We start from the raw sequence: 23858 nt of genomic DNA on the forward strand, positions 1-23858 counted from the left end.
CCCAATCCGAAGGCCGACGACGAGAGCTACCGGCAGGCCTTCCGCCTCTCCGGCCGCGAGGTCGACTGGATCCGCAGCACCGTCCCGGAGAGCCGCTCGTTCCTGATCAAGCACGGCCGCGACAGCGTGGTCGCGCGCCTCAACCTGTCGAGCATGCCCGACCTGATCAAGGTCCTCTCGGGCAGGACGGAGACCGTCGCCGAGCTCGACGCGCTCCGCGCCCGCGTCGGCGACGACCCGGCGGCCTGGCTGCCGATCTTCCTCGGGAGGGAGCAACCGTGAGACGAGCCGTCCTCGCCTTCGCCCTGGTCACGGCATTCGCCGCGCAGGCCCGCGCCTCGATCCCCGTCGACGACGCCGCGCAGCTCACCCAGCACTCGGTGACGGCGAGCACGACCGTCAAGCTCGTCCCGGTGACGACGCAGCGCAAGGACGCCAACAACGGGGTCAAGTGCGCGGTCACCACGGGCAAGAAGGCCAGCGTCACCGACCCGACCGTCAAGCCACAGGACGCAGCCGGCAGCCAGGAGATCCACGCCTACGCGCCGGACCAGCCGGCGACGCCCGACCCGGCCGCGCAGGGCGCCGCGCTCAGCAGCCAGACGCTGTTCAAGTCGAGCGGCGACGTCGTCGCCGGCGTCGACGCCAGCCGCTCGACGCTCTCTGCGGCGCAGTCGGGCTTCAAGGCGGCCGGCCAGCAGGTCGGGACCGCGACAACCGTGATGGCGGCGATCGACATGAACAGCGCCGCGCGCTTGCAGAACGACTTCGCCTGGAACGGCGTCACCGGCTCGACCAACCTCTGGGTCACCGCGCTCAACGCGCTGAACCTCGCCATGGCGAGCGACACCAGCCGCGCGGCGGGCGGGATGCGGGCCGCCGCCGCAAGCCCCCAGCCGAGGGGTCCGTCATGCCCGTCCGGCATGGCTGGCAGCGGCACGGCGTCGGACCCGTGCCGCGCTCCCGCCGGCTGCTCCACCACGCCGCCGGGGACGCCGCCCGACCCCGGCTGCGTCACCGCCCGCACCATCGACACCGACGGCAACGTCGTCTTCTACCTCGCGCGGGCGCAGGACGCCGCGGCGAGCGCGCCCGCAGGGGATGCGCTCTTGACCGTGGCCGACGTCGCCGCCGCGCTCGACGCCATCAACGCCAACAGCCGCTAGGGAGGACCTCATGCGGACCATCCTGCCCCTCGTCGCCGGACTCGCCTTCGCCGCACTCGCTTCGCAAGCGATGGCGCAGGTGCCCGTCATCGACAACGCCAACCTGCAGAAGGCCCAGGAGATCGCGACGAGCACGCAGAAGATCCTGAGCGCCGACCAGCAGATCATGCAGTTCACGCAGAAGACGCTGCAGGCGGTGACGGGGCGACCGCTCCTCGCAGGCGCAGGGCACCCTGGCCCAGATGGCGCTCGGCAGCGGCTTCTCGATGGCGCAGGCCCCGTCGCTCGGGTCCGTGATCTCGGGCGGCGCGCTCTCGTTCGCGGGCATGGGCTCGAACTCGCAGAACATCGTGTCGACGCTGATCAACGGCCTCCAGCTGGTGCAGACGATCACCGGCCTCGCCAGCGGCCAGACCCACCCGGTGGACACGGCCTACAAGAACTCGGTGAACGTCGCGGCGACGTTGTCGGGGCTCATCAACTCCACGCAGGGCGCGATACAGCAGCGGTCCAGCGCGTTCAAGCAGGGGGGCCAGCAGATCGGCCAGGCACAGGACCTGAAGGGGAGCATCGACCAGAACACCCAGGTCCAGGTCCAGACCGGCTTGACGATCAACGAGCTCAACGGCGTCGTCAACAACGCCGCGGCGGCCGCGAACCAGGCCAACCTCGACCGCATCGCCGCTGAGTCGGCGGCCGCGCGCGCGATGAAGTTTTCGCAGTGAGCCCGCCGAAGTGCGAGCGGCGTTGGCCGGCAACATGGGAGTGACGAGGGGAATGTCGAAAGCCACTGTCATCGCGACCGCAATCGCAGCAGCAATCATCGGCGTCGTCGTCGGCCGCTACGCCTTGCGCCCCGCCGCACCGCCCGCCGCCACGGCGAGCCAGCCGGGCCCGCAGGACAGCGCCGCGGAGTCCGCCTCGCGCGCGATGACGTTCACCCAGCCGAAGGCACCCGGGAAGTGAGGGGCGCGTTGGCCCTCCTCGCGACCCTCGCGGCCGTGCTCGCACTCGGCGGCTGCGCCTACCGGCCGCTGAAGGCGCCGTGCTCGCCCGACGAGGGCGGCACGCCGCTCGCCTACACGGACCTCCCTCCAACGCCGCCGGCCGCGGCAGCGGTCCGCGCACTCGACTCGTGCGGCCCGATGCGGCCGATCTGAGGGACCGATGGCGAACGGCTTCAACATCACGTCGCTGCTCCAGTCCGTCGACCAGCTCGGCCAGAACTACGTCTCGACGGCCTACCAGGCGCTCGCGAACGCAGCCACCTCGGGCGGCGCAACCGGCGTCGCGGGGCTGCTGCTGACGCTCTACGTCATCTTCTGGGGCGTCGGCATCTGGCAGGGCACGGCGACCGGCGGCCCTGCCGACCACGCCTTCCGCCTGTTCCGCGCGGCGATGATCTACGTGCTCGCGACGCAGTGGGGCGACTTCCAGACGCTGGTCTACACCGCGCTCAACGACGGCCCCTCGGCCATCGGCAACGCGCTGCTGAGCGCCGTGACCTCGGCCAACAATACCGGGACGTCGGCAAACCTGACGTCGGTCAACGGCGTCCAGACGGCGCTGCAGAACATGTGGGACACGACGAACACCGCCACCGAGGCCTTCCTGCAGAACGCCGGCATCACCAACTGGGGGCCGTACATCTTCGCCGCGGTGTTCTACGTCGTCATGGCGATCCTGATCGGCTTCGCGATCTTCCTGATCGTGCTGTCGAAGATGTTCATGTGGCTGCTGCTGGCGCTCGCGCCGCTCTTCATCATCCTGCTGCTCTTCGGCGTCACGTCGCGCTTCTTCAGCGGCTGGATGAGCTCGCTCGCGCAGTACTTCCTGGTGCAGGTGCTCGTCTACGCGTTCCTCGCCTTCTACGTCTCGCTGATCCAGCAGTCGATCGACACGCTCAACGGTGTCGCCAACTCCAAGTCCGCCACCTGGGCGACCATCGGCCCGGTCGTGCTGCTCGCCATCATCGGCATCCTGCTGCTCAGCCAGATCAACAACATGGCGGCCGCGATCGCGGGCGGCATCCCGATCTTCTCGCCACGCATCGGCTCGGTGCTGGCGACGGCGTCGGGCTACAGGCTCGGCGCCGCCGCGAACCGCGCGCGCCTCGCGTTCCGCAACCCGCTCAACCCCGCCTCGATGTCGCGCCGCGAGGAGCTCGCCTCGCGGCAGCGCGCGCGCGTCGGCCTGCGCGCGGCGAGCTGGGCGCAGTCGGCGGAATTCCGGCGGCTCGCCGACCAGCTGCGCAATCCCGGCGCGCCGCCGCCGGCGCAGACGGGAGGGCGGCCATGACGGATGGCACGGCAGGGGAGGCGCGCGTCGACCCGCGCTACTACGCGGAGGGCGCGACGTGGGAGCGCGACATCGCGCGCCGCAACCGCAACTCGCGCGCGCTCGCCTGGATCGTCGCCGCCGCGATGACGGTCGTTGCCGTCACGGCGCTCGGCGTGCTGGCGCTCCTCGTGCCGCTGAAGACCTACGAGCCCTACATGGTCGTCGTCGACAAGACGACGGGCTTCGTCGAGGTCAAGCGGCCGATGGCGGAGGGTCCGCTGACGCAGGACGAGGCCGTCACGATGTTCAACGTCGTGCGCTACATCAAGGCGCGCGAGACCTACGATCCGAAGGCGCTGAAGGACAACTTCGACCTCGCGCAGCTGCTCGCCGCCGGCGACGCCGCGCGCGAGCTCACGGAGATCTACTCGCCGGCGAACCCGGGCAACCCGGTGAAGCTCTACGGCACCAACACGGAGGTCAGCGTCGACATCAAGTCGGTGACGTTCCCGAACAACCGCACCGCGCTGGTGCGCTTCTCGACCGACGAGAAGTCCGCGACGAACATCGTCACCCGGCACTGGGTGTCGCTCGTGCGCTTCCGCTACACCTCGTCGCCGATGCGCAACGAGTGGCGCTTCGACAACCCGCTCGGCTTCCAGGTGCTCGAGTATCGGCGCGACCAGGAGTCGGCGCCGACGCCCCGCACGGTCGGTGCGCAGCAATGAAGCGTTTTGTCGTCGCGATCGCGCTCATGATGGCGCTCCCTTCCGGCGCGGCCCTCGCCGAGTCCACGCCCCGCCCGGGCCGCCTCGACTCGCGCATCCGCAACGTCGTCTACAGCCCGGACAACGTCACGGCGATCGACGCGTCCTACGGGACGTCGACGATGATCGAGCTGCAGCCGGACGAGAAGATCGAGACGCTCGCGCTCGGCGACTCCATCGCCTGGAGGGTGGAGCCGAACCGGAAGGGCGACATCATCTTCGTCAAGCCGGTGGAGAAGAACGCGCAGTCGAACCTGAACGTCGTGACCGACAAGCGCATCTACACCTTCCTGCTGCGGTCGAACACGCGCCCGGCGGCCGGCCAGATCTACGCGGTACGCTTCCGCTTCCCCGACGACGAGGCCAACGCCCGGCTGCTCGCTGAAGCCAAGGAGCGCGCGGCCAACCCGAACCTGACGGCGCTCAACATCGCCAACGCCAACAGCGACTACGGCTACAAGGGGTCGTCGGCGAACAAGCCGGTCGCCGTGTTCGACGACGGGACGAAGACCTGGTTCCGCTTCGAGGGGGAGACGCCGGCGATCTACATCGTCGACGCCGACCGCAACGAGAGCCTCGTCAACTACCGCACCGAAGGGCCCTACGTCGTCGTCGACAAGGTGTCGCCGCAGTGGACGCTGCGCAACGGCAAGGAGTCGACCTGCATCTTCAACCGCCGCCTGACGAACGTGCACGAGCCGAACGGGCTCGAGCCCTACGCGCCCCAGCGCGTCGGCGCGGCGACGACTTCGGGAGGCTGAGCGCCGATGCCGACCGCCGACGAATACCGATCGCTGGAGATGGACGCCGCCGCCGCGACCTCCGTCGCGCGCGGCCGCACCGCGCTCGGGCGCTTCCTGAAGGTGGCGGTCCCGCTCGGCGCGCTCGCCGTCGCCGGCTGGCTCGTCTGGGGCACGCTGTCGCGGCGCACCTCGACGATGACGACGCCGGACAAGGAGGAGTTCACCACCACGCAGTTTCCGGCTCCGTCGCTGTCGACGCCGCGGCCGCAGACCGACCAGGGAACGATCGTCATCCCGCCGGCCCCGCCCGAGCAGCCGCCGCCAGCTCCCCCGGTCGCGCCTCCGCTCGCGCTGCCGCCCCCGCCGGCGCCGGAGCCGCCGCTGGCGGCAGCGCCCCCCAACGACGACGAGGCGCGCCGCCTCGCCGAGCTCGAGCGCCAGCGCCAGGAGGAGGAGCGCAGGCGCTGGGAGCGGCTGCGCGCGCCGCAGGTCATCGACGACAACGCCGCGGCGGCCGCAGCGGCGCCCAACGGAGACGAAAGCGGCCGGGCCGCAGCCGGCGCCGACGACGACCCGAACCGGCGCTTCCTCGCGTCGGTGTCTTCGGCAGGCGTCGAGGTCGCCCGCGCGACGAAGAACAACCGGATCGACGCGCTCGTCGCGCAGGGCACGTTCATCCGCGGGGTGCTGGAGACGGCCGTGCAGAGCGACCTGCCGGGAATGGTGCGCGCCGTCGTGACGGAGAACGTGTGGTCCTTCGACGGCCGCCGCGTGCTGATCCCCGCCGGCAGCCGCCTCATCGGCGAGTACAAGTCCGGGATCGCGCAAGGCCAGACGCGGGTGTTCATCGTCTGGACCCGCATGCTGCGCTCGGACGGGGTGTCGGTGCAGCTCGGCTCGAACGGCGCCGACGACCTCGGGCGGGCCGGCAACGCCGGCTTCGTCGACAACCACTACCTCGAGCGCTTCGGCTCCGCGGTGATGCTGTCGCTCGTCGGCGGCGCGGCGCAGTTCCTCAGCGCCTATGGCCAGAACACCAACGGCTACGGCAACGGCACGGTGATCACGTCGACCGACCCGGTCACCGGCGTGGTGACGCAGACGCAGACGGGCGTGAACCAGAATCAGCTGTCGCTGCAGGCGCGCGAGATCGCCGCGCAGAACATCTCGCAGACCCTGACCAACATCGCGCAGGAGGCGCTCCGCAACTCGATCAACATCCCGCCGACGATCTACCTCGACCAGGGCACGCGCATCATCGTGTTCGTGCGCCGCGACCTCGACTTCTCGGCGCTCTACCCGGACCCGGTCAAGGAAGCACTGAGGGAGCTCAAGCGTGAACGCGCCGGCGCGAAGCCTGACGGTCTTCATTGACCGCGCGCTCGAGCCGGTGCGGCCCTGGCTCGAGGACGACCAGGTCGTCGAGATCTGCGCCAACGGCCCCGGCGAGGTCTGGGTCGAGCGCTTCGGCCAGTCCGCCATGGAGCGTCACGACGTGCCGGCCCTGACCGAGCACGCGATCCGCCACCTCGCCGAGCGCGTCGCCGGACACTCCGGGCAGAGCGTCAACGAGGAGCACCCGCTGCTGTCGGCGGCGCTGCCGACCGGCGAGCGCTTCCAGGGCGTGATCCCGCCAGCGACGACCGCCGGCGGCGCCTTCGCCATCCGCAAGCAGGTGATCAAGGAGATGCGGCTCGACGACTACAGGCGGCTCGGCTCCTTCGCGAAGGTGAGGACCGCGGAGGAGGGCGCCCTGTCCGACGTCGACCGCGCACTGTGCGAGCACCTCGACGCGGGCCGCATCGAGGAGTTCATCCGCCTCGCCGTGGTCAACCGCTACTCCATCCTGCTCTCGGGCGGGACGAGCTCAGGCAAGACCACGTTCCTGAACGCGATCCTGAAGGAGGTGCCGGCGGAGGAGCGCATCATCACCATCGAGGACACGCGCGAGGTCAACCCGATCCAGAGGAACTACCTGCCGCTCGTCGCCTCGAAGGGCGACCAGGGCGAGGCGAGGGTCACGGTCGAGACGCTGCTGCAGGCCTCGATGCGGCTGCGGCCCGACCGCATCTTCCTCGGCGAGATCCGCGGCGCGGAGGCCTACTCCTTCCTGCGCGCCATCAACACCGGCCACCCCGGCAGCATCACCACCGTCCATGCCGACAGCTCGGCCGGCGCGTTCGAGCAGCTCGCCTTGATGGTGATGCAGGCCGCGCTCGGCCTGCGGCGCGACGAGATCATCGCCTACATCAAGTCCGTGCTGCCGATCGTCATCCAGCAGACGAAAGTCGGCGGCTGGCGCGGCACGTCGGAGGTGTACTTCTCGCGGATGGCCGACTGGCGGCGCGAGGGCGCGAAGCGGGAGGCCGCGCCGTGAGCCGCGTCGTCGCATACCGTGTCGGCGTCGGGCTCCTCTGCGCGCTCGCGTTCTGGCTGCTGTGGAGCCTCGCCTACGAGGTGGTGGTCGCATTGCGCTGGGCGCCGCACCGCTTCCCGAGCGAGGGCGCCTCGCGCTGGGCTCTGTTCGCGATGCAGAACGCGGACCGATCGGCAGACTTCTTCCTCGTCGCCTGGCGGCACTTCCACGACCGGCTGCTCTACGCGCCGACGCGGGCTGAGGCGCTCGTCCGGGGCGCCTACGCCGCGGGGGCTGTCGTCGCGCTCGGCCTTGGCGGCGCACTGTTCGCCTACGTCAACCGGCGCCAGATGCCCTACGGGGCGGCGCGCTTCGGCAGCGTCATGGAGGCCGCGAAGCAAGGCCTGACCTCCAGGCGCGGCATCGTGCTCGGCACGCTCAGCGGCGCGACGCTGCGCTCCGACGAGCCGGCGCACGTCCTCGTCGTGGGGCCGTCGCGGTCCGGCAAAGGCACCGGCTTCGTGCTGCCGAACGGCTACCTGTGGGAGGGCTCGGCCGTCTTCTTCGACCCGAAGCGCGAGAACTTCGATGCTCTTGCAAACCACCGCGCCGCGATGGGCAACAAGGTGTTCATGTTCTCGCCCGGCTCGAACGACACGCACCGCTACAACCCGCTCGACTTCGTGCGCCGCGACGAGCGCATGGCGACCGACTGCCTCGTCGTCGCGTCGTTCGTCATCCCCGAGAAGGCCGACGACACCTGGGCCGGCGCTGGGCGCCTGCTCCTGTCGGCGCTGATCGGCTACGTGCTCGCCTCGCCGCTGATCGCCGGCGCGCAGCACATGCGCACGGTCGCGCGGATGACGACGACGGGCAAGGACATCTCCTCGGTGCTGCGCGCCATCGTCAAGACGGAGCGCCAGCACCTGCCGACCTGGGTCGTCGACAGCTTCAACCAGTACATCGCGCTGGAGCCCGAGACGCGCAACAGCGCCGTGTTCAACGTCAACATGGCGATGTCGCTGTGGAACAACGGGCTGATCTCGGCCGCGACGGAGACGTCCGACTTCGACATCCGCGAGCTGCGCCGCACGCCGATGACGATCTTCATCGGCTGCACGATCGCGGAGCTCTCGATCTTCCGGCCGCTGATCCGCATCCTCTTCCAGCAGATCCACGACCTCCTGATGGTGAAGATCCCGGGCGACGACGAGCCGCACCAGGTGTTGCTCATGCTCGACGAGTTCTACCACGTCGGGCGCATGGACTCGCTGATCTCCAAGATCACGATCAGCGCCGGCTACGGCTTCCGCATGGCGATCGTCATGCAGGACCTTGCGCAGCTCGACGAGCTCTACGGCAAGAACACGCGCGTCACCACGGTGTCGGGCTCGCAGATCAAGCTGTTCATCCAGATCAACGACCTCGAGACGTCGGAGTTCGTTTCGGAGATGCTCGGCGAGACGACGCAGGTCTACAAGACGCCGATCCAGCGCCCGGGGCAGGGCATCTTCGCGCCCCGCGTCTGGGCGCCGCACTACACGCCGCGCCCGCTGCGCAGCCCGCTCGAGCTGCGCGAGATGTCGTCACGCCTCTCGATCCTGATGGTGAAGAACTCTCCCTCCTTCGAGCTCACGAAGATCAGGCACTACCTCGACAAGCCGTACCGCGCCTACTTCGAGCGCGCGAAGGGCTCGCCCCCGGTCCTCCCCCGGCTGCGCGCCTGGCAAGACGAGGCTCTGCAGGGCGCGATCAACCCGGCTCCCGAGCAGCAGGAAGCGCAAGAGGAATTCGCGACGGCATCGCGGCCGCGCAAGCCCCCCGCGCGGCGACAGCCGCAGCGCCCGGCCGCGAAAACCAAGAGCGCGCCCGCCGCGCAAAGGGAGGCAGCGCCGCTGGCGCTCACGCCGCGGCGGCCTGGCGCTCCTTCGCCCAAGCCAGAGCCGCGCAAGACGCTCAGCCTGGGCGCGCAGCCTGCCGCTCCCCCGGGAGAGAGCTGCGACGTGCGCGAGATCCTGGCGGCCGCGGCGGAAGAGCAGGACGACGGCTTCAAGGCGATGACGGCCGCGCTTAGCGGCGACCATGGGCCGAAAGTCCGGCATGCCGTCGACACACTAGACGCACTGCATCGGTCGTTCGGTGACGACCAAAAATAGCCGCGGTAGCCGTTAAGAGCGCAACGTCGTGACGCAAGACGACTCGCCTTGTGAACGCCGCACGCACGCCTGCGGTAGCGATTTTGATGATGAAGTTCAAATTGCCGCCGAATAGGGCACCGCACGAGCCTCACATTCCGGCAAGCGCTCAGGTGTGTTTGCGGCCGCTTTGAACATATTGGGCACGATGCCGAAGATGTAGAGGAGCGTGGTCTGATTGGCGGAATTGGCCGTTTACCGATGGCTTCACCGAGAACGGCGGCGCGGCCGCGCTGACGGCAGCCGGCCAGACCACCGACACCACCTTCACCACGCTTGGCCTCAGGGCCTCGACGGGGTTCAACCTCGGCACGATGCAGGCGATGGCGCGCGGCATGCTTGGCTGGCGTCACGCCTTCGGCGACACCACGCCGCTGTCTACCCTGGCCTTTACCGGCTCCGACGCCTTCACCGTCGCCGGCGTGCCGATCGCCAGGGACAGCGCCCTCATCGAGGCGGGCCTCGATCTCAACCTCACCCCGAACGCCACGCTTGGCGTCAGCTATCAGGGCCAGTTCGGCGGCGGCGCCAGCCAGAACGGCTTCAAGGCAAATCTCGCGGTGAAGTTCTGACTATGAAGATTTTTCGACATTCGAACTTTAACCGGATCTTTCGCATCGCCGCTTTGCTCATCGCCGGCGCCATGACGCTGCCAGCCTCGATCGCGCTTGGTCAGGCCGCGCCTTCCCTCCCGGGCGGGGCGTCCTCCCTACACGAAGCCTATCAGGATTGGCGCGTTGCCTGCCAGATCGTGCAGGCGGTGAAGCGCTGCGTTATTTCTCAGCAGCAGGCGCAGCAGAATGGCCAGCCTCTGCTCGCGATCGAACTGCAACCCGGCCCGGCCAATACCACCACAGGCAATCTCGTCCTGCCATTCGGCCTTCTGCTCGACGCCGGCGTGACGCTGCAAATTGATGAACAGCCGGCAATGCCTCCGGCTCGATTCCGCACCTGCCTGCCTGCTGACTGTATCGTGACGCTTAATCTGGACCAGAGCAATCTTGCCAAGCTGCGCGCTGGCACCACTCTCAAGCTCAGGGCTAAGTCGAGCGACACTGAGCAGGATATCGCCTTTGCCATCTCCCTCAAATGTTTCGCGGCGGGGCTTGATAGGATCAAGTCGCTCGTCGCGAACTGAGCTCCAAGGTGTCCTCATTGCCAGGATCACGGCGCCGGCACTGACACCGTCACGGTGCAGGGTCTGTTCGAACGATCCGGTCAAGACACGCGGCAGGAACGGCGTCAACATCACCCCAGCGACGCGGCTGGCGGCTCTAACGCTCCGAGCGCTAATATGACGGCCCCTGGACACGCGACGAAATGAGAAACCGATTTGCGCTAGCGCAAATCGGCGGGAGATTTTCGGCGCTACAATACAACGGGCTTGTCCGTCCAAGCGTAACGTTGACGTTTGAGCGCTTTCGGATCGTGTCAAAGCGCTTGTATCAGTGCCAGGGTGTCTTAGGTTGGTAGACGATGTAGTTCTTGCCCGGGCTTTGCATGTACTCGCTGTGGTCATTTGGATCGGCGGCGTTTCCATGGCGACCACGGTTGCGTTGCCCGCAGTGCGGCGCGGTGAACTCGGAGAGAATCGGCTTCACGCGTTCCAGGCGATCGAGCGCCGTTTCGTCTGGCAGGCCCGCACGGCCGTTATGGTAGTGGGGATAACCGGCCTCTACATGACTTGGCGGTTAGACCTTTGGGAACGGTTTCAGAACGCCAGCTTCTGGTGGATGCATGCCATGGTCTGCGTCTGGTTCCTTTTTGCAGTCGTTCTTTTCGTCGCGGAGCCCTTCATCCTTCACCGTCATTTTCCCCGCTGGGTGGCAGCACATCCAACGACCGCTTTCACTTGGCTACATCGGGCGCATGGATTGTTGCTCGCGCTGAGCGTCGTGACGATTTTGGGGACCGTAGCGGGAGTTCACGGATGGTCATTTTCTTGAGGATTGGTTCGAGACCGGCGCGCCTCGGGCCAAGTCGTGCAGGCAAGAGGACACGCCGTTCTGCAGTCGCAAGGGAGGCGACGGCGTTGTCCGACAGAGAAAATCCGCCTTATCCGAAGAGCGAGGTCGTCGATCTGCAATCAGCAGCGTGATCGCCGTGACCTGCATCATACGAGCCGCAACGAGGAAGCGAATATGGCATTACACCACGCGCACCCCGGTGAAATCGTCGATCTCGGACCGAAGGGATCGGGGCTCGGACAGGCGAAGACCACAGCGATCATCAAGACTGATCACTTCGAGGCCGTTCGGTTGATCGTCCATGCCGGCAGTGAAATCCGCCAACATAAGGTCCCCGGTGAGATCACGCTGCACTGCCTCGAGGGGCATGTTGAGCTCGGTGTGGATCCGATACCGATCGTCCTAAAAGCCAACGAGTGGGTTTATCTCGAGGGCGGCGTGCCGCATTCGATCAAGGCGATCATGGACTCATCGCTTCTTCTAACGATCTTCCTTGGTCACGCTGTAGCGCACGAGAAGGCTCGGCACGGTTTCCAAACCTCAAGCGAAGGATCGCACCATGACGCGAATTGCACCCGACGCTAGTCAGCCTCCGAAAGCGAAGACAACGATAGCGGGAACTACGGATGAGAGAACGTGCCCGCGATGCGGACGGACAGTGCGGGAGGAATATACATGCGGCTGCCCCGAACGCTGGGAAAACGAAGGTGGCGCGCCAGCGCCCGAAGATCGCGAACCTCCTGAAGCGCAAAAATGAAGCATAAGCAATTGGAATAGACTGCATGTTGATCCGCTCGTCTAATCAGGTACCGCGCCGAACGCTTCTCAAGCGATTTCCGATACCAAAGGGTCTTGGGTTGTCCGCAGCATCTCGCGTGCATCGGGGCAAGACCTGGCCGGCTGCGCGTGATGCAAGTCGCGTCAAACGCTTCGACGTTTATCGTTACGATCCTGACAGGGATGAAAATCCCAGATTAGACACATACGAGGTCGACCTCGAAACCTGTGGCCCAATGGTTCTCGACGCGCTAATTAAGATCAAGAACGAGATCGACCCGACGTTGACATTCCGCCGATCGTGCCGCGAGGGTGTCTGCGGCTCATGCGCGATGAATATTGACGGTAGCAACTGGCTGGCCTGTACCCGATTTATCGCTGAGACCGGGGACCCGGTCACCGTCTATCCACTTAACAATCTGCGCGTCATCAAGGATCTCGTTCCTGATCTGAGCCATCTCTACGCTCAATATGCCTCGATTGAACCTTGGCTTCAGACCAGCTCCGCGGCGCCCGAGCGCGAACGGCTGCAGGCACCCGACGAGCGCGAGCAGCTGGACGGCTACTACGAGTGCATCCTGTGCTTCTGCTGTACGGCAGGCTGTCCAAGCCATTGGTGGAACGGCAATCGGTTTCTCGGGCCAGCCGTGTTGTTGCAGGCATGGAGATGGCTGACGGACAGCCGCGATGAGGCGACGGGTAAGCGCCTTGATAATTTGGAAGACCCATTTCGGCTCTATCGCTGTCACACAATCCTGAACTGCACGCGGACATGTCCCAAAGGATTAAATCCGGGGAAGGCGATCGCCGAAATCAAGAAGATGGTTGTACAGCGGGAAACCTGAAGCATGTCGCCCGATCGTCGCCCGCTCTCCCCTCATATTCAGATCTACCGACCACAGCTGACCTCGGTGCTATCCATCACGCATCGCTTGACCGGCGTTGCATTAGGCGTCGGCTCGATCATCATCGTCGCTTGGCTGGTGACCGGCGCTGCCGGCCAATCCGCCTATCAGCAATTCCTCGGCATCTTGCGCTCGTGGATCGGACTCGCGCTGTTGTTCGGCTGGACGTTCTCGATGTTTTTTCATCTCTGTAACGGCGTGCGGCATCTTTTTTGGGACGCGGGCCGCGGGTTTGACCTGCGAACGATCTATGCGTCCGGTTGGGCGGTCATCGCGACAAGCGTAATTTTGACCATCGTTCTATGGACCATCGGCCTTTTCATCGCACCGGTTCGGCTATGAAGGTGACCGATACGCAGACGCGCGTCCGCAGCCGAGAGCTTGGCTCTGCACGGTCCGGTTCACACCATTGGTGGCTGCAGCGCGTCACCGCCTTGGCGTTGGCGCCGTTGACCATCTGGTTCGTTATCTCATTTGCAGTGCTTATCGATGCCGACTACCGAGCCTATTCGCGGTGGATCGGCTCGCCGTTCAACGCGACGCTGATGATTCTGTTTGTCATCATGCTCTTCTACCATCTGGCGCTTGGACTTCAGGTCATTGTCGGAGACTATGTGCACACCGACCGCCTAAAGCTTTGCGCGCTCATATCGATCCAGTTCGGATGCCTCGCGCTCGCAATTGCCGGTCTCGTGTCGATTCTTCGCACGATCGCCTAGCTCGATGAGCTCGCTTCACAGAAGTGCATTCCCAATGTGGACTTGGCGCGCGAGTGATCGAGATGAAGCCGAGGAAATAACGGCGACCGAAGCCCGTTTAAGGAGTTGATCATGAACGTCGAGAGTGTTTTGCCAGCCGCTCGAGCCCGGCTCGTCAGGATAAGCGAGGCGTCTCAACTCACTGAAGCCGCCGCGCTCTTCGGTTCGACGCGCGCTGGCCTCATCGTGGTCTGCAACTCCGACGACAAGATGGTGGGCGTCGTCAGCAAGACAGACATCGTGACACGGATCGGCCAGTGCCAAGGGCACGCTTGCACAACTATGGTCGCGGCGGTGATGACGCGGGACGTCGTGTGTTGCGGTCCCAATGATCGGCTTCAACAAGTATGGAACTCGATGAAGGAAAAAGAGTTCGTCCGCATCCCTGTCATCGATGAAAATGGCTGTCCGCTTGGGACGCTCCACGCTCGTGATGCTCTTCAGGCGCTGCTGGGAGAGGTTGAGTACGAGGAGGATCTCCTTCGCGATTACGTCATGGGTATCGGCTACCGTTAATCTGGTCACCTGCCGCCCGGCCGCGATCACCCAGTGTTGGCCAATAGATTTCGCATTGTGCGGAGGACCCACACCGTACCTTCCTCCGCTTTGCAAGTCCCGCAAGTTCCCAATCGTTTTCGACCGATCTCAGCAATGGCGTGCGCGGGGCCCAGTACTTGTCATTCGAAGACGCTCAACGTACACATCCGACGAGGCCGACGAGGGCCGCAGAATTTCGGTGGCCGCGCGTGGTAGCGTCAGGACATGGATATCGATGAAGACAAATCGACGATGTTGTGCTGGCGCTATTGTGGATCACGCTTCATGACGAGCGCTACGCCTGGAAGCGTTTCGACTGGGCAACGACAGATCGGCTCCACAAAAAAGGTATGATCGGCGATCCGGTGAAAAAGTCGAAGTCGTTGGTCCTGACGGATGAGGGCCTGGAGCGGTCGGAGAAGCTGTTTCGGTCCCTGTTTGCGCGGCCGCCGCGACAGCTGTCGTCAGTTGTTCCTTCCACCGCCACGGCAGCAATTCATGCAGGCGGGAGGCCGGAAGGTCGGCGATGCGTGCAAGGACATCGGCAAGCCAGGCCTCGGGATCGAAGTCGTTCAGCCGCGCGGTCGTCATGTTTGTCACGCTGGAGGACGAGATTGGCATCGCCAATCTCGTCGTGTGGACGAAGGTGTTCGAAGCGAACAGGCGAGCCATCCTCTCGGCCAGCATGATAGGCGTGCGCGGCCGAGTGCAGCGGGAGGGTGAGGTCGTTCACCTCGTCGCCCAGCGTATCACCGACCTGTCGGCCGAGCTGGCCAGTGCAGGAGATCGCGACATCGCGTTTCCGTTGTCGCACGGCAGAGGGGATCAGGTCCGCCACGGTGGCTCCGGACCCGATCCGCGCGAGCTGCCGCCGAAAGGCCTCCGCAGCCGAGACATCTACATTCCAGACCTCCACATCGACACGATCAGGGTGAAGACGCGGGATTTCCGTTAGAAGACGAAATAAACCTGATCGTCAGCTGCGGACTGCATAAGCGTAGAGGAGAGCGACAACAGTTGTGCCCGCTGCGTGATTTATCTCGTGCACAGGGCGAATGATGCACATCACGCTGACATCTGGGGGCGTGAAAGGGACAATCAGCTTAGACAGGACTATGTGTGCTCGTCATCCGCGATACGCTCTATGGCAGAAAGCTTGGTGATCGTCAGCCGTTGGTCTTGTGAAACGAGGAAACCTTGCCGCTCCCAAGCCGTCAGGACCCGACTTACCGAGTAGAGTGTTGTTCCACAGATATCGGCAATATCCTTTCTTCGTAGGGGGAAGGGAATGGTCACCCCGTCCTGCGCTCGTCGACCAGCCTGTTTAGCCAACCGGAGAAGGGTGTGCGCCACACGCCGATCCACGGGTTGGGTCGACAGCTCGCGCACGCGGTACTGCGCTTCCTGAATTCTTCTTCCGACGATCTTAAGCGCATTGATCGCTATTTGGGGATAGCGCGTCATCACCTTTAGAAGATCAGGCTCGCTCCAACTCACCTCGACCACTTCGGTCAGAGTCTCCGCGTCAGCCGGATAGCGGCGATCGGTGAACAACGCCATCGTTCCGAACATTTCGCCCGCGGCAATGAATCGCACGACGATCTGTCCCCCGTCGCTTCCGGATTGGGAGATCCTGACACTGCCCTCGAGAAGGGCGTGCGCGCGGATACGGCCATCGCCCTGGTTGAATACACGACAATCCCGGCCAAGGAGGCGGCACCGCGTCTTTGCCAGTACCTCGTCGAGGGCTGCCGCGGACAAGCCACGAAAGAGATCAAGTCCCGCAAGGTTGCGACGGGTCAAATGATAGGGTGCGGTCATTCTGCAAGTTTAGCGATTTTGCGCGCGCAGATCGAGTCCGTTTGCTCCAGCGCAAATTGCGGACGACGAATTCTCGGAAGAGTCAGGTGAAGTTTAGTGTCGGAGGAGGTCGATGACCCGACGCTTGTTTGGTACGGCTCACGTTGCGGCGGTTCTTTCACAAAAAAGGCCGCCCCGCTGGAACACCGGCAAGGGGTCTTTTCCTGGACCTGTACGCCGCATCGGGCATGACATCGTTTAGCGGCCGCCGTTTGCTCCAGCGCAAATCGCCGCGTCAAGAAAACTGCTAGTTTCGAGTAGGTCCAGTTTCGAGACGATCGTCCCTGGAGCGATTTGGTGGCAAACCAGCCGAGCCTTGCGAGAGATGTGGATGCGGGGACGTCGAAGTTTAACTGTGCTGGTTGCGACGACCTGGGCATTCACGGTTTGTTTTGCGGTCTGGATGATGTTCGGGGTGACCGGCATACCGATCCGTGCGAAATTGGGGCTCAACTCTTTTGAGTTCGGTTTGCTGACTGCGACGCCCGTGCTGACTGGCGCGCTGTTCAGGTTGCCGCTTGGCATTTGTACCGATCGGCTCGGCGGGCGGCGTATCATGCTGGTCCTGCTACTTGGATGCGCGATACCGGTCTGGCTCTCAGCTTACGCTACGGCCCTCTGGCAGTTTTTGTTGCTCGGTTTAGCGCTTGGCTTGGTCGGCGCTTCCTTCTCGGTTGGAACGCCGTACGTGGCACGCTTCTTTTCCAAGGAGCGACGCGGATTTGCCATGGGCTTCTTTGGGGCAGGGACCATCGGCGCGGCGCTCAACATGTTCGTCGCACCGTGGTTGATCGATGCTTATGGCTGGGAGATCGTCCCGAAGGTCTACGCCGCGGCGCTCATCGTCACGGCGGTCATCTTCTGGGTATTTTCTGCGCCGGACCCCGCCAGGGTCGCGACCTCGCCGTCATTGTTCGCGCAGCTCGCCGTGCTCCGTGAGCCGCGGGTTTGGAAATATTGTCAGTATTACTCGATCGTTTTCGGCGGCTTCACAGCCCTGTCTATCTGGATGCCGCAGTATTTCAAGTCGGAATATGGGCTATCGATCGCGCAGGCATCGCTGTTGGCGGCATGCTTTGCGCTTCCTGCAGGAGCCTTTCGCGCGCTGGGCGGCTGGCTGTCGGATCGGTTTGGCGCGCATGCGGTCACGTGGTGGGTGTTGTGGGCCGCATGGGGCTGCCTGTTCCTGCTCTCCTATCCGAAGACGGAATTGATCATTCACACTGTTGATGGCCCGGCCCACTTCGGAATTGCACTGCCGATCTGGCTTTTCGCTGTGCTGCTATTCGTGCTGGGTATCGCCTTCGCCTGCGGCATGGCCTCGACATTCAAGTATATCGGCGATGATTTTCCCGATTCCATGGGTGCCGTTTCCGGAATTGTTGGAATGGTCGGCGGCCTTGGCGGCTTCCTGCTGCCGATCATGTTTGGCGCGATCCTGGATCGGCTCGGTATTAATTCGAGCTGCTTTATGTTGCTCTACGGCATCGTCGCAGTATCGTTGGTCCTGAATTTCATGACGGAGGTGCGGCGTGCGCCGGTCATGGGCGAGCCTACGGGCGCGCCGCCAACGCAATCCTCATCGCGCACTTGATCGGGAAGGGAAGCAAGAATGAGCCATTTCCTGGAGCGCCTCACCTACCTTTCCCGCAAGCGTGAAAGCTTTGCCGAAGGCCATGGCGAATTGCGCGATGAAGACCGTATGTGGGAGGAGGGATACCGGCAGCGCTGGCAGCATGACAAGATCGTCCGCTCCACGCATGGAGTAAACTGCACCGGCTCTTGCTCATGGAAGATCTACGTCAAGAGCGGCGTCGTTACCTGGGAAACCCAGCAGACCGACTATCCGCGCACGCGTCCCGGCATGCCCAACCATGAACCGCGCGGATGTTCGCGCGGCGCGTCCTACAGCTGGTACCTCTACAGCGCCAGCCGCATCAAATATCCCTTGGTGCGCGGGCGTCTGATCAAGGCGTGGCGCGAAGCACGCAAGGCGCTGGCGCCGGTCGAGGCATGGGCGTCGATCGTCGGAAACGTCGATATTGCAAAATCCTACAAGTCGATGCGCGGCCGTGGTGGATTTATTCGTTCCACCTGGGACGAAGTAAGCGAGATCATCGCCGCTTCGAACGTCCACACCATCAAGAAATGGGGACCGGACCGTGTCGTCGGCTTTTCGCCAATCCCAGCCATGTCGATGGTCTCCTACGCTTCCGGCGCGCGCTATCTCAGCCTGATCGGCGGCACGCTTTTATCCTTCTACGACTGGTATTGCGACCTTCCGCCGTCGAGTCCCCAAACGTGGGGCGAGCAGACCGATGTGCCGGAATCGGCGGACTGGTACAATTCCGGCTACATCATTGCGTGGGGCTCCAACGTACCGCAGACGCGCACGCCCGACGCGCATTTCTTCGTCGAGGCGCGCTATAACGGCACCAAGGTCGTGGCGATCACGCCTGACTATGCGGAAGTTGCCAAACTCTCCGACCTTTGGCTTCACCCCAAGCAGGGCACTGATGCCGCACTCGCCATGGCGATGGGCCATGTCATCCTCAAGGAGTTTTTCCTTGACCGCCAGGTTCCCTATTTTCAGGATTACACGCGCCGTTACACCGACATGCCGATGCTGGTGCGGCTGCGCCAGGATGGCGAACGTTGGATACCGGATCGCTACGTACGGCAGAGTGATCTCGTCGATGTGCCCAAGGCCGACCGTGCGGATTGGAAGACGGTGGCGATCGCTGAAGAAACCGGTGATCTCGTTATTCCGCAGGGATCGAGCGGCTATCGCTGGCCGGGCGACGACGGCGCGCCGGGGCGCTGGAACCTCGAGCCGAAGGACGGGGAAACCGGGGAGGATATCCTCCTTGCGCTGAGCGTCATCGATCGTCGGGACGAGGTCGTGCCTGTGGCATTCCCTTATTTCGGCGGCAAGCTGCACGACCATTTCCCCGAGAACGACCAGGGCGGTGACGTGCTGTTACGCAATGTGCCGGTGCGCCGTGTCGTGCTCGCAGACGGAGAGGCGCGTATCGCAACGGTGTTCGACCTCCTCTGTGCCAATTACGGGCTCGACCGCGGCCTTGGCGGCGCCTGCGCCACCTCGTTCGAGGACGACGTTCCGTATACGCCGGCCTGGCAGCAATCGATCACGGGTGTCGCCGCAGACAAGGCGATCGCCTTGGCGCGCGGCTTCGCCGATAACGCCGAAAAAACAAAGGGGCGCTCGATGGTCATCATCGGCGCCGGCATGAACCATTGGTATCACCAGGATATGGGATACCGCTCGATCATCAACGTGTTGATGATGTGCGGTACCGTCGGCGTCTCGGGCGGCGGCTGGGCGCACTATGTCGGCCAGGAGAAACTGCGGCCACAAACTGGCTGGACCATGCTCGCGTTCGCGCTCGACTGGGTGCGCCCGCCACGGCAGATGAACGGCACGTCGTTCTTCTATGCCCACAGCGATCAGTGGCGCTACGAGAAGCTCGACGTTTCTGAACTGCTTTCGCCGCTGGCCGATCCCGCTGCCTATCGTGGCAGCATAATCGATCTCAATGTGCGAGCGGAGCGCATGGGCTGGCTACCTTCCGCTCCGCAGCTTGCGGTCAATCCGCTAACGCTGGTAACCGAGGCCGATCGGGCAGGTGTCCCGGTCAAGGATCACGTTGTCGCCGGACTTAAATCGGGGAGCCTGCAGATGGCCTGCGAGGACCCGGACAATCCGATCAATTTTCCGCGTAATCTATTCATCTGGCGCTCGAACCTGTTCGGTTCGTCCGGCAAGGGGCACGAGTATTTCCTGCGACATTTTCTTGGTACGCGGCATGGCCTCCAGGGCAAGGACCTTGGCGAGATGGATGGCCTCAAGCCCGAAGAAGTTGCGTGGCGTGATCCCGCGCCGGAAGGCAAGCTCGACCTTGTCGTCACGCTCGACTTCCGCATGTCGACGAGTTGCCTGTATTCTGACGTCGTGCTGCCGACCGCGACTTGGTACGAGAAGAACGACCTCAACACCTCCGACATGCATCCTTTCATTCATCCGCTGTCGACAGCGGTGGATCCGGTCTGGGAATCACGCAGCGACTGGGAGACCTATAAGACAATTGCAAAGCGTTTCTCCGAACTGGCCGAAGGTCATCTCGGTGTCGAACGCGACGTCGTGCTCACGCCAATTCAACACGACACTCCAAGCGAGCTTGCTCAACCGTACGAGGTCAAGGACTGGAAAAAGGGTGAATGCGATCTCATTCCGGGCATCACCGCGCCGCAGATAACGGTGGTCGAACGAGACTATCCCAACACCTATCGCCGCTTTACGTCGCTTGGGCCGTTGGCCGACAAGCTTGGCAATGGCGGCAAAGGCATCGGTTGGAATACAGAGCTGGAGGTCAAGGGTCTCGGCGATCTGAACTACCGCGTCAATGACGGCGGCCCGACGCAAGGGCGTCCGCGCATCGAGACGGATATCGATGCGGCGGAAGTCATCATGTATCTGGCTCCCGAAACCAACGGCGAGGTGGCGGTCAAAGCCTGGGAGGCGCTTGGTGCGATCACCGGCCGCGACCACACGCATCTGGCCCGGATGCGCGAAGACGAGAAAATCCGCTTTCGCGATATCCAGGCGCAGCCGCGCAAGATCATCTCCTCGCCGACCTGGTCCGGGATCGAAAGCGAGCACGTCTCTTACACGGCTGGCTACACGAACGTGAACGAACTGATCCCGTGGCGGACCATCACCGGCCGCCAGCAATTCTATCAGGATCATCGCTGGTTTCGCGATTTCGGCGAGAGTTTCGCGGTGTATCGCCCGCCGGTGGACACCCGCACGGTCTCCGAAATGCTCGGCAAGAAGAGCAATGGCGAAGCGGAGATCGTGCTGAACTTCATCACGCCGCACCAGAAATGGGGCATCCATTCGACCTATACCGACAACCTGCTGATGCTGACGTTGTCGCGAGGCGGGCCGATCGTGTGGCTGTCCGAGGCCGATGCAAGACGGGCCGGCATCGTCGACAACGACTGGATCGAGTTGTTCAACCTGAACGGCGCCATCGCGGCGCGCGCCGTGGTCAGCCAGCGTGTCCATGAAGGCATGTGCATGATGTACCATGCGCAAGAAAAGATCGTGAACGTGCCTGGATCGCAGATCACAGGCCTGCGCGGCGGAATCCATAATTCCGTCACCCGCACGGTGCTCAAGCCGACGCATATGGTCGGTGGCTATGCGCAGCTTTCCTACGGCTTCAACTATTACGGCACCGTCGGCTCTAACCGCGACGAGTTTGTCATCGTGCGCAAGCTCAACGAGATCGATTGGCTCGATCATTCCAACCCCGTCGATCGTGCCGTCGAGGAGACTGCGTCATGAAAATCCGCGCCCAGATCGCGATGGTGATGAACCTCGACAAGTGCATCGGCTGCCATACCTGCTCGGTGACCTGCAAGCAGGTGTGGACCTCGCGCCAAGGTATGGAATACGCCTGGTTCAACAACGTCGAGACCAAGCCAGGCATCGGCTACCCGAAGGATTGGGAGAACCAGGAACGCTGGCAAGGCGGCTGGAAGCGCAAGAAGAACGGCAAGATCGTGCCGAAGCAAGGCGGACGGCTTTCGATCCTCGCCAAGATCTTCGCCAATCCGCACCTACCCGAGATCGACGATTATTATGAACCGTTCACATACGACTACGAGCATCTGCAAAAGGCGCCTGAACTGCCGACGGCGCCAGTGGCGCGGCCGCTGTCGCTCGTCACCGGCAAGCCGATGGAGAAGATCGAATGGGGCCCGAACTGGGAAGAAATCCTCGGCGGCGAGTTCGACAAGCGCTCCAAGGATTACAATTTCGAGGCGGTGCAAAAGGACATCTACGGCCAGTTCGAAAACACCTTCATGATGTATCTGCCGCGGCTGTGCGAGCACTGTCTCAACCCGAGCTGCGTCGCCTCCTGTCCCTCCGGCTCGATCTACAAGCGTGAGGAGGACGGCATCGTCCTGATCGACCAGGACAAGTGCCGCGGCTGGCGTATGTGCGTATCGGGCTGCCCCTACAAAAAGATTTATTACAACTGGACGTCGGGAAAAGCCGAGAAGTGCATCTTCTGCTATCCGCGCATCGAGGCCGGCCAGCCGACGGTGTGCTCGGAAACTTGCGTCGGCCGTATCCGCTATCTCGGCGTGCTGCTCTATGACGCCGACGGTATCCAGGAAGCCGCTTCTGTCGAGGACGAACGAGATCTCTACGAAGCCCAGCTCAAGTTGTTCCTCGATCCGAACGATCCGGCAATCGAGGCACAGGCGCGCGCCGACGGCATTGCCGACAACTGGATCGCGGCCGCGAAGCGCTCGCCGGCCTACAAGATGGCCGTCGACTGGAAGATCGCCTTTCCGCTGCATCCGGAATACCGCACGCTGCCGATGGTCTGGTATGTGCCGCCGCTCTCGCCGATCCAGTCGCACGCCAACGCCGGTGCGATCGAGACGAACGGGGAGATTCCCGATGTCCGCTCGTTGCGCATCCCCGTCCGCTATCTCGCCAATCTGCTCACGGCGGGCGCGGAGGAACCGGTTGTCACGGCGCTCGAGCGTATGCTCGCGATGCGCATATATTTTCGCAGACGTCAGCTTGGCGAGGGTGGCGGCCAGTCGGTCCTCGATCAGGCTGGGCTCTCGGTGGCGCAGGTCGAGGACATGCACCGCTACCTGTCGATCGCCAACTACGAAGACCGTTTCGTTATCCCGACCAGCCATCGTGAGGAGGCCGAGGACGCCTACGGCCTGAAAGGCTCATGCGGCTTCACCTTTGGCAATGGCTGCGATTTCGGACCGCCGCATTCGACGCTGTTCGGTGGCAAGATGGGTCGGCGCAAGCTTAATCCCGTGCGGCCACTTGATACGTGAGGAGGCGATAATGCTGCTGTTCAAAGCTTTCAGCGCCCTGCTTTCGTATCCTTCGGAAGATATGCGGCAAGCCCTGCCGGAGATCGCGGACGTCATCCGGACAGCGCCATTGCTTGATCCAGGCCGCCGCGATGATCTCCTCGCATTAATCGGCGAACTCGGGGACGGGGATCTGCTCACTGTCGAAGAGCGCTATGTCGATCTTTTCGACCGTGGCCGCGCGCTCTCTCTGCATTTGTTCGAACATCTCCATGGCGAGAGTCGCGACCGCGGCGAGGCCATGGTCGAACTCAAGCAGCTTTACGAGCATGCAGGGTTCGAACTCAGCGCACGTGAGCTGCCGGACTATCTTCCCGTCGTGCTCGAATATCTGAGCTGTCGTGACCTCGCCGAAGCGCGCGACATGCTGGTGGACTGCGCCCAGATATTGACAACGATCGGCCGCTCGCTCGTAGCGCGCCGCAGCGGCTACGCGGCAGTCTTGCAGGCCTTGCTTGTCATTGCAGGCGAAAATCCGATCGAAGTCGACAAGGTGCCCCCTGTGAAGGAGCGTATGGAAACACTCGATCGGGAATGGGCCGAGCAACCTGCATTCGGCGGGGCCCCCGCACCTACCGATCCAGCGACCGGCGCGCCGGCTGCATAGA

General features: G+C 63.8%; 22 protein-coding genes and 4 pseudogenes. 24 read left to right on the plus strand and 2 right to left on the minus strand.

Going from position 1 to position 23858, the window contains the following annotated elements:
* The 19 genes and pseudogenes from QFZ88_RS28925 to QFZ88_RS29015 all read left to right on the plus strand — a co-directional run.
* Positions 1 to 282 (plus strand): annotated as a pseudogene (locus QFZ88_RS28925) (type VI secretion protein); the annotation flags it as partial.
* On the plus strand, positions 279 to 1166 hold the full coding sequence (locus QFZ88_RS28930) for a hypothetical protein (protein ID WP_179654482.1): 888 nt from the start codon (positions 279 to 281) through the stop codon (positions 1164 to 1166). The pseudogene QFZ88_RS28925 and the gene QFZ88_RS28930, both read left to right, overlap by 4 nt.
* 242 nt (positions 1167 to 1408) lie before the next feature.
* Positions 1409 to 1891 carry a hypothetical protein gene (locus tag QFZ88_RS28935; protein ID WP_307420938.1) on the plus strand — a complete coding sequence of 161 codons (483 nt, stop codon included), beginning with the start codon at positions 1409 to 1411 and terminating at the stop codon, positions 1889 to 1891.
* 52 nt (positions 1892 to 1943) lie between these two features.
* Positions 1944 to 2132 carry a hypothetical protein gene (locus QFZ88_RS28940; protein WP_179654486.1) on the plus strand — a complete coding sequence of 63 codons (189 nt, stop codon included), beginning with the start codon at positions 1944 to 1946 and terminating at the stop codon, positions 2130 to 2132.
* 201 nt (positions 2133 to 2333) lie between these two features.
* The gene (locus tag QFZ88_RS28945) at positions 2334 to 3464 is read left to right on the plus strand and encodes a type IV secretion system protein (RefSeq protein WP_179654488.1); all 1131 of its coding nucleotides are present in this window, start codon (positions 2334 to 2336) and stop codon (positions 3462 to 3464) included.
* Positions 3461 to 4174 carry a virB8 family protein gene (locus QFZ88_RS28950; RefSeq protein WP_179654490.1) on the plus strand — a complete coding sequence of 238 codons (714 nt, stop codon included), beginning with the start codon at positions 3461 to 3463 and terminating at the stop codon, positions 4172 to 4174. Before QFZ88_RS28945 ends, QFZ88_RS28950 begins: the two co-directional genes overlap by 4 nt.
* Positions 4171 to 4974: a P-type conjugative transfer protein VirB9 gene (virB9, locus tag QFZ88_RS28955; RefSeq protein ID WP_179654492.1), complete on the plus strand. Its 804-nt coding sequence runs from the start codon at positions 4171 to 4173 to the stop codon at positions 4972 to 4974. Before QFZ88_RS28950 ends, virB9 begins: the two co-directional genes overlap by 4 nt.
* Before the next feature lie 6 nt (positions 4975 to 4980).
* Positions 4981 to 6330: a type IV secretion system protein VirB10 gene (virB10, locus tag QFZ88_RS28960; protein WP_179654494.1), complete on the plus strand. Its 1350-nt coding sequence runs from the start codon at positions 4981 to 4983 to the stop codon at positions 6328 to 6330.
* The gene (gene virB11, locus QFZ88_RS28965) at positions 6293 to 7333 is read left to right on the plus strand and encodes a P-type DNA transfer ATPase VirB11 (protein WP_179654496.1); all 1041 of its coding nucleotides are present in this window, start codon (positions 6293 to 6295) and stop codon (positions 7331 to 7333) included. Before virB10 ends, virB11 begins: the two co-directional genes overlap by 38 nt.
* Positions 7330 to 9468 carry a type IV secretory system conjugative DNA transfer family protein gene (locus tag QFZ88_RS28970; RefSeq protein ID WP_179654498.1) on the plus strand — a complete coding sequence of 713 codons (2139 nt, stop codon included), beginning with the start codon at positions 7330 to 7332 and terminating at the stop codon, positions 9466 to 9468. Before virB11 ends, QFZ88_RS28970 begins: the two co-directional genes overlap by 4 nt.
* A 236-nt stretch (positions 9469 to 9704) precedes the next feature.
* Positions 9705 to 10079, plus strand: a pseudogene (locus QFZ88_RS28975) (autotransporter outer membrane beta-barrel domain-containing protein); the annotation flags it as partial.
* Between the two features lie 2 nt (positions 10080 to 10081).
* On the plus strand, positions 10082 to 10645 hold the full coding sequence (locus QFZ88_RS28980) for an invasion associated locus B family protein (RefSeq protein ID WP_307420942.1): 564 nt from the start codon (positions 10082 to 10084) through the stop codon (positions 10643 to 10645).
* A 400-nt stretch (positions 10646 to 11045) separates the two neighbouring features.
* Positions 11046 to 11453, plus strand: a complete 408-nt coding sequence (locus QFZ88_RS28985) for a hypothetical protein (protein ID WP_307420945.1) — start codon at positions 11046 to 11048, stop codon at positions 11451 to 11453.
* Between the two features lie 195 nt (positions 11454 to 11648).
* On the plus strand, positions 11649 to 12059 hold the full coding sequence (locus tag QFZ88_RS28990; RefSeq protein ID WP_307420947.1) for a cupin: 411 nt from the start codon (positions 11649 to 11651) through the stop codon (positions 12057 to 12059).
* A 197-nt stretch (positions 12060 to 12256) separates the two neighbouring features.
* On the plus strand, positions 12257 to 13096 hold the full coding sequence (locus QFZ88_RS28995) for a succinate dehydrogenase iron-sulfur subunit (RefSeq protein ID WP_179654502.1): 840 nt from the start codon (positions 12257 to 12259) through the stop codon (positions 13094 to 13096).
* Positions 13097 to 13099: 3 nt separating this feature from the next.
* The gene (sdhC, locus tag QFZ88_RS29000) at positions 13100 to 13498 is read left to right on the plus strand and encodes a succinate dehydrogenase, cytochrome b556 subunit (protein WP_179654504.1); all 399 of its coding nucleotides are present in this window, start codon (positions 13100 to 13102) and stop codon (positions 13496 to 13498) included.
* Positions 13495 to 13875 carry a succinate dehydrogenase, hydrophobic membrane anchor protein gene (gene sdhD, locus QFZ88_RS29005; RefSeq protein WP_179654505.1) on the plus strand — a complete coding sequence of 127 codons (381 nt, stop codon included), beginning with the start codon at positions 13495 to 13497 and terminating at the stop codon, positions 13873 to 13875. The genes sdhC and sdhD overlap by 4 nt, the downstream gene beginning before the upstream one ends.
* Before the next feature lie 111 nt (positions 13876 to 13986).
* Positions 13987 to 14430 carry a CBS domain-containing protein gene (locus tag QFZ88_RS29010; RefSeq protein ID WP_179654506.1) on the plus strand — a complete coding sequence of 148 codons (444 nt, stop codon included), beginning with the start codon at positions 13987 to 13989 and terminating at the stop codon, positions 14428 to 14430.
* A gap of 246 nt (positions 14431 to 14676) precedes the next feature.
* Positions 14677 to 14903 (plus strand): annotated as a pseudogene (locus QFZ88_RS29015) (DUF6429 family protein); the annotation flags it as partial.
* 22 nt (positions 14904 to 14925) lie between these two features.
* Here the strand turns inward: QFZ88_RS29015 and QFZ88_RS29020 are convergent.
* Positions 14926 to 15042 (minus strand): annotated as a pseudogene (locus tag QFZ88_RS29020) (transposase domain-containing protein); the annotation flags it as partial.
* On the opposite strand from QFZ88_RS29020, the gene QFZ88_RS29025 reads away from it, so the two are divergent.
* The gene (locus tag QFZ88_RS29025; RefSeq protein WP_179654418.1) at positions 15041 to 15406 is read left to right on the plus strand and encodes an OB-fold nucleic acid binding domain-containing protein; all 366 of its coding nucleotides are present in this window, start codon (positions 15041 to 15043) and stop codon (positions 15404 to 15406) included. The pseudogene QFZ88_RS29020 and the gene QFZ88_RS29025 sit on opposite strands and share 2 nt — an antisense overlap.
* 158 nt (positions 15407 to 15564) lie before the next feature.
* Here QFZ88_RS29025 and QFZ88_RS29030 read toward each other — a convergent pair whose 3' ends face one another.
* The gene (locus tag QFZ88_RS29030; RefSeq protein WP_179654507.1) at positions 15565 to 16272 is read right to left on the minus strand and encodes a Crp/Fnr family transcriptional regulator; all 708 of its coding nucleotides are present in this window, start codon (positions 16270 to 16272) and stop codon (positions 15565 to 15567) included.
* Positions 16273 to 16666: 394 nt separating this feature from the next.
* Between QFZ88_RS29030 and QFZ88_RS29035 the strand changes: the two genes are divergently transcribed.
* Genes QFZ88_RS29035 through narJ form a run of 4 tightly spaced genes read left to right on the plus strand, consistent with a single transcriptional unit; the run spans position 16667 to position 23857 of the window.
* Positions 16667 to 17905 (plus strand): MFS transporter, encoded by a 1239-nt coding sequence (locus QFZ88_RS29035; RefSeq protein WP_307420952.1) that lies wholly within the window; start codon positions 16667 to 16669, stop codon positions 17903 to 17905.
* Positions 17906 to 17923: 18 nt separating this feature from the next.
* Entirely contained in the window at positions 17924 to 21682 is a 3759-nt protein-coding gene (locus QFZ88_RS29040) for a nitrate reductase subunit alpha (protein ID WP_179654509.1), read from the plus strand.
* Entirely contained in the window at positions 21679 to 23211 is a 1533-nt protein-coding gene (gene narH, locus QFZ88_RS29045) for a nitrate reductase subunit beta (protein ID WP_179654510.1), read from the plus strand. The genes QFZ88_RS29040 and narH overlap by 4 nt, the downstream gene beginning before the upstream one ends.
* A 10-nt stretch (positions 23212 to 23221) precedes the next feature.
* Positions 23222 to 23857, plus strand: a complete 636-nt coding sequence (narJ, locus tag QFZ88_RS29050) for a nitrate reductase molybdenum cofactor assembly chaperone (RefSeq protein WP_179654511.1) — start codon at positions 23222 to 23224, stop codon at positions 23855 to 23857.
* Position 23858: the final 1 nt, after the last annotated feature.

This window comes from Mesorhizobium sp. YL-MeA3-2017, from assembly GCF_030814575.1.
Classification (GTDB): domain Bacteria; phylum Pseudomonadota; class Alphaproteobacteria; order Rhizobiales; family Rhizobiaceae; genus Mesorhizobium; species Mesorhizobium terrae.

What these genes read in the sequence shown, in the direction of transcription:
- QFZ88_RS28935 (WP_307420938.1), top strand. Translation starts at nt 1,409, where the DNA reads ATGGCGCTCGGCAGCGGCTTCTCGATGGCGCAGGCCCCGTCGCTCGGG.
- QFZ88_RS28940 (WP_179654486.1), top strand. Translation starts at nt 1,944, where the DNA reads ATGTCGAAAGCCACTGTCATCGCGACCGCAATCGCAGCAGCAATCATC.
- QFZ88_RS28945 (WP_179654488.1), top strand. Translation starts at nt 2,334, where the DNA reads ATGGCGAACGGCTTCAACATCACGTCGCTGCTCCAGTCCGTCGACCAG.
- QFZ88_RS28950 (WP_179654490.1), top strand. Translation starts at nt 3,461, where the DNA reads ATGACGGATGGCACGGCAGGGGAGGCGCGCGTCGACCCGCGCTACTAC.
- virB9 (WP_179654492.1), top strand. Translation starts at nt 4,171, where the DNA reads ATGAAGCGTTTTGTCGTCGCGATCGCGCTCATGATGGCGCTCCCTTCC.
- virB10 (WP_179654494.1), top strand. Translation starts at nt 4,981, where the DNA reads ATGCCGACCGCCGACGAATACCGATCGCTGGAGATGGACGCCGCCGCC.
- QFZ88_RS28980 (WP_307420942.1), top strand. Translation starts at nt 10,082, where the DNA reads ATGAAGATTTTTCGACATTCGAACTTTAACCGGATCTTTCGCATCGCC.
- QFZ88_RS28985 (WP_307420945.1), top strand. Translation starts at nt 11,046, where the DNA reads ATGGCGACCACGGTTGCGTTGCCCGCAGTGCGGCGCGGTGAACTCGGA.
- QFZ88_RS28990 (WP_307420947.1), top strand. Translation starts at nt 11,649, where the DNA reads ATGGCATTACACCACGCGCACCCCGGTGAAATCGTCGATCTCGGACCG.
- QFZ88_RS28995 (WP_179654502.1), top strand. Translation starts at nt 12,257, where the DNA reads ATGTTGATCCGCTCGTCTAATCAGGTACCGCGCCGAACGCTTCTCAAG.
- sdhC (WP_179654504.1), top strand. Translation starts at nt 13,100, where the DNA reads ATGTCGCCCGATCGTCGCCCGCTCTCCCCTCATATTCAGATCTACCGA.
- sdhD (WP_179654505.1), top strand. Translation starts at nt 13,495, where the DNA reads ATGAAGGTGACCGATACGCAGACGCGCGTCCGCAGCCGAGAGCTTGGC.
- QFZ88_RS29010 (WP_179654506.1), top strand. Translation starts at nt 13,987, where the DNA reads ATGAACGTCGAGAGTGTTTTGCCAGCCGCTCGAGCCCGGCTCGTCAGG.
- QFZ88_RS29025 (WP_179654418.1), top strand. Translation starts at nt 15,041, where the DNA reads ATGTTTGTCACGCTGGAGGACGAGATTGGCATCGCCAATCTCGTCGTG.
- QFZ88_RS29030 (WP_179654507.1), bottom strand. Translation starts at nt 16,272, where the DNA reads ATGACCGCACCCTATCATTTGACCCGTCGCAACCTTGCGGGACTTGAT.
- QFZ88_RS29040 (WP_179654509.1), top strand. Translation starts at nt 17,924, where the DNA reads ATGAGCCATTTCCTGGAGCGCCTCACCTACCTTTCCCGCAAGCGTGAA.
- narH (WP_179654510.1), top strand. Translation starts at nt 21,679, where the DNA reads ATGAAAATCCGCGCCCAGATCGCGATGGTGATGAACCTCGACAAGTGC.
- narJ (WP_179654511.1), top strand. Translation starts at nt 23,222, where the DNA reads ATGCTGCTGTTCAAAGCTTTCAGCGCCCTGCTTTCGTATCCTTCGGAA.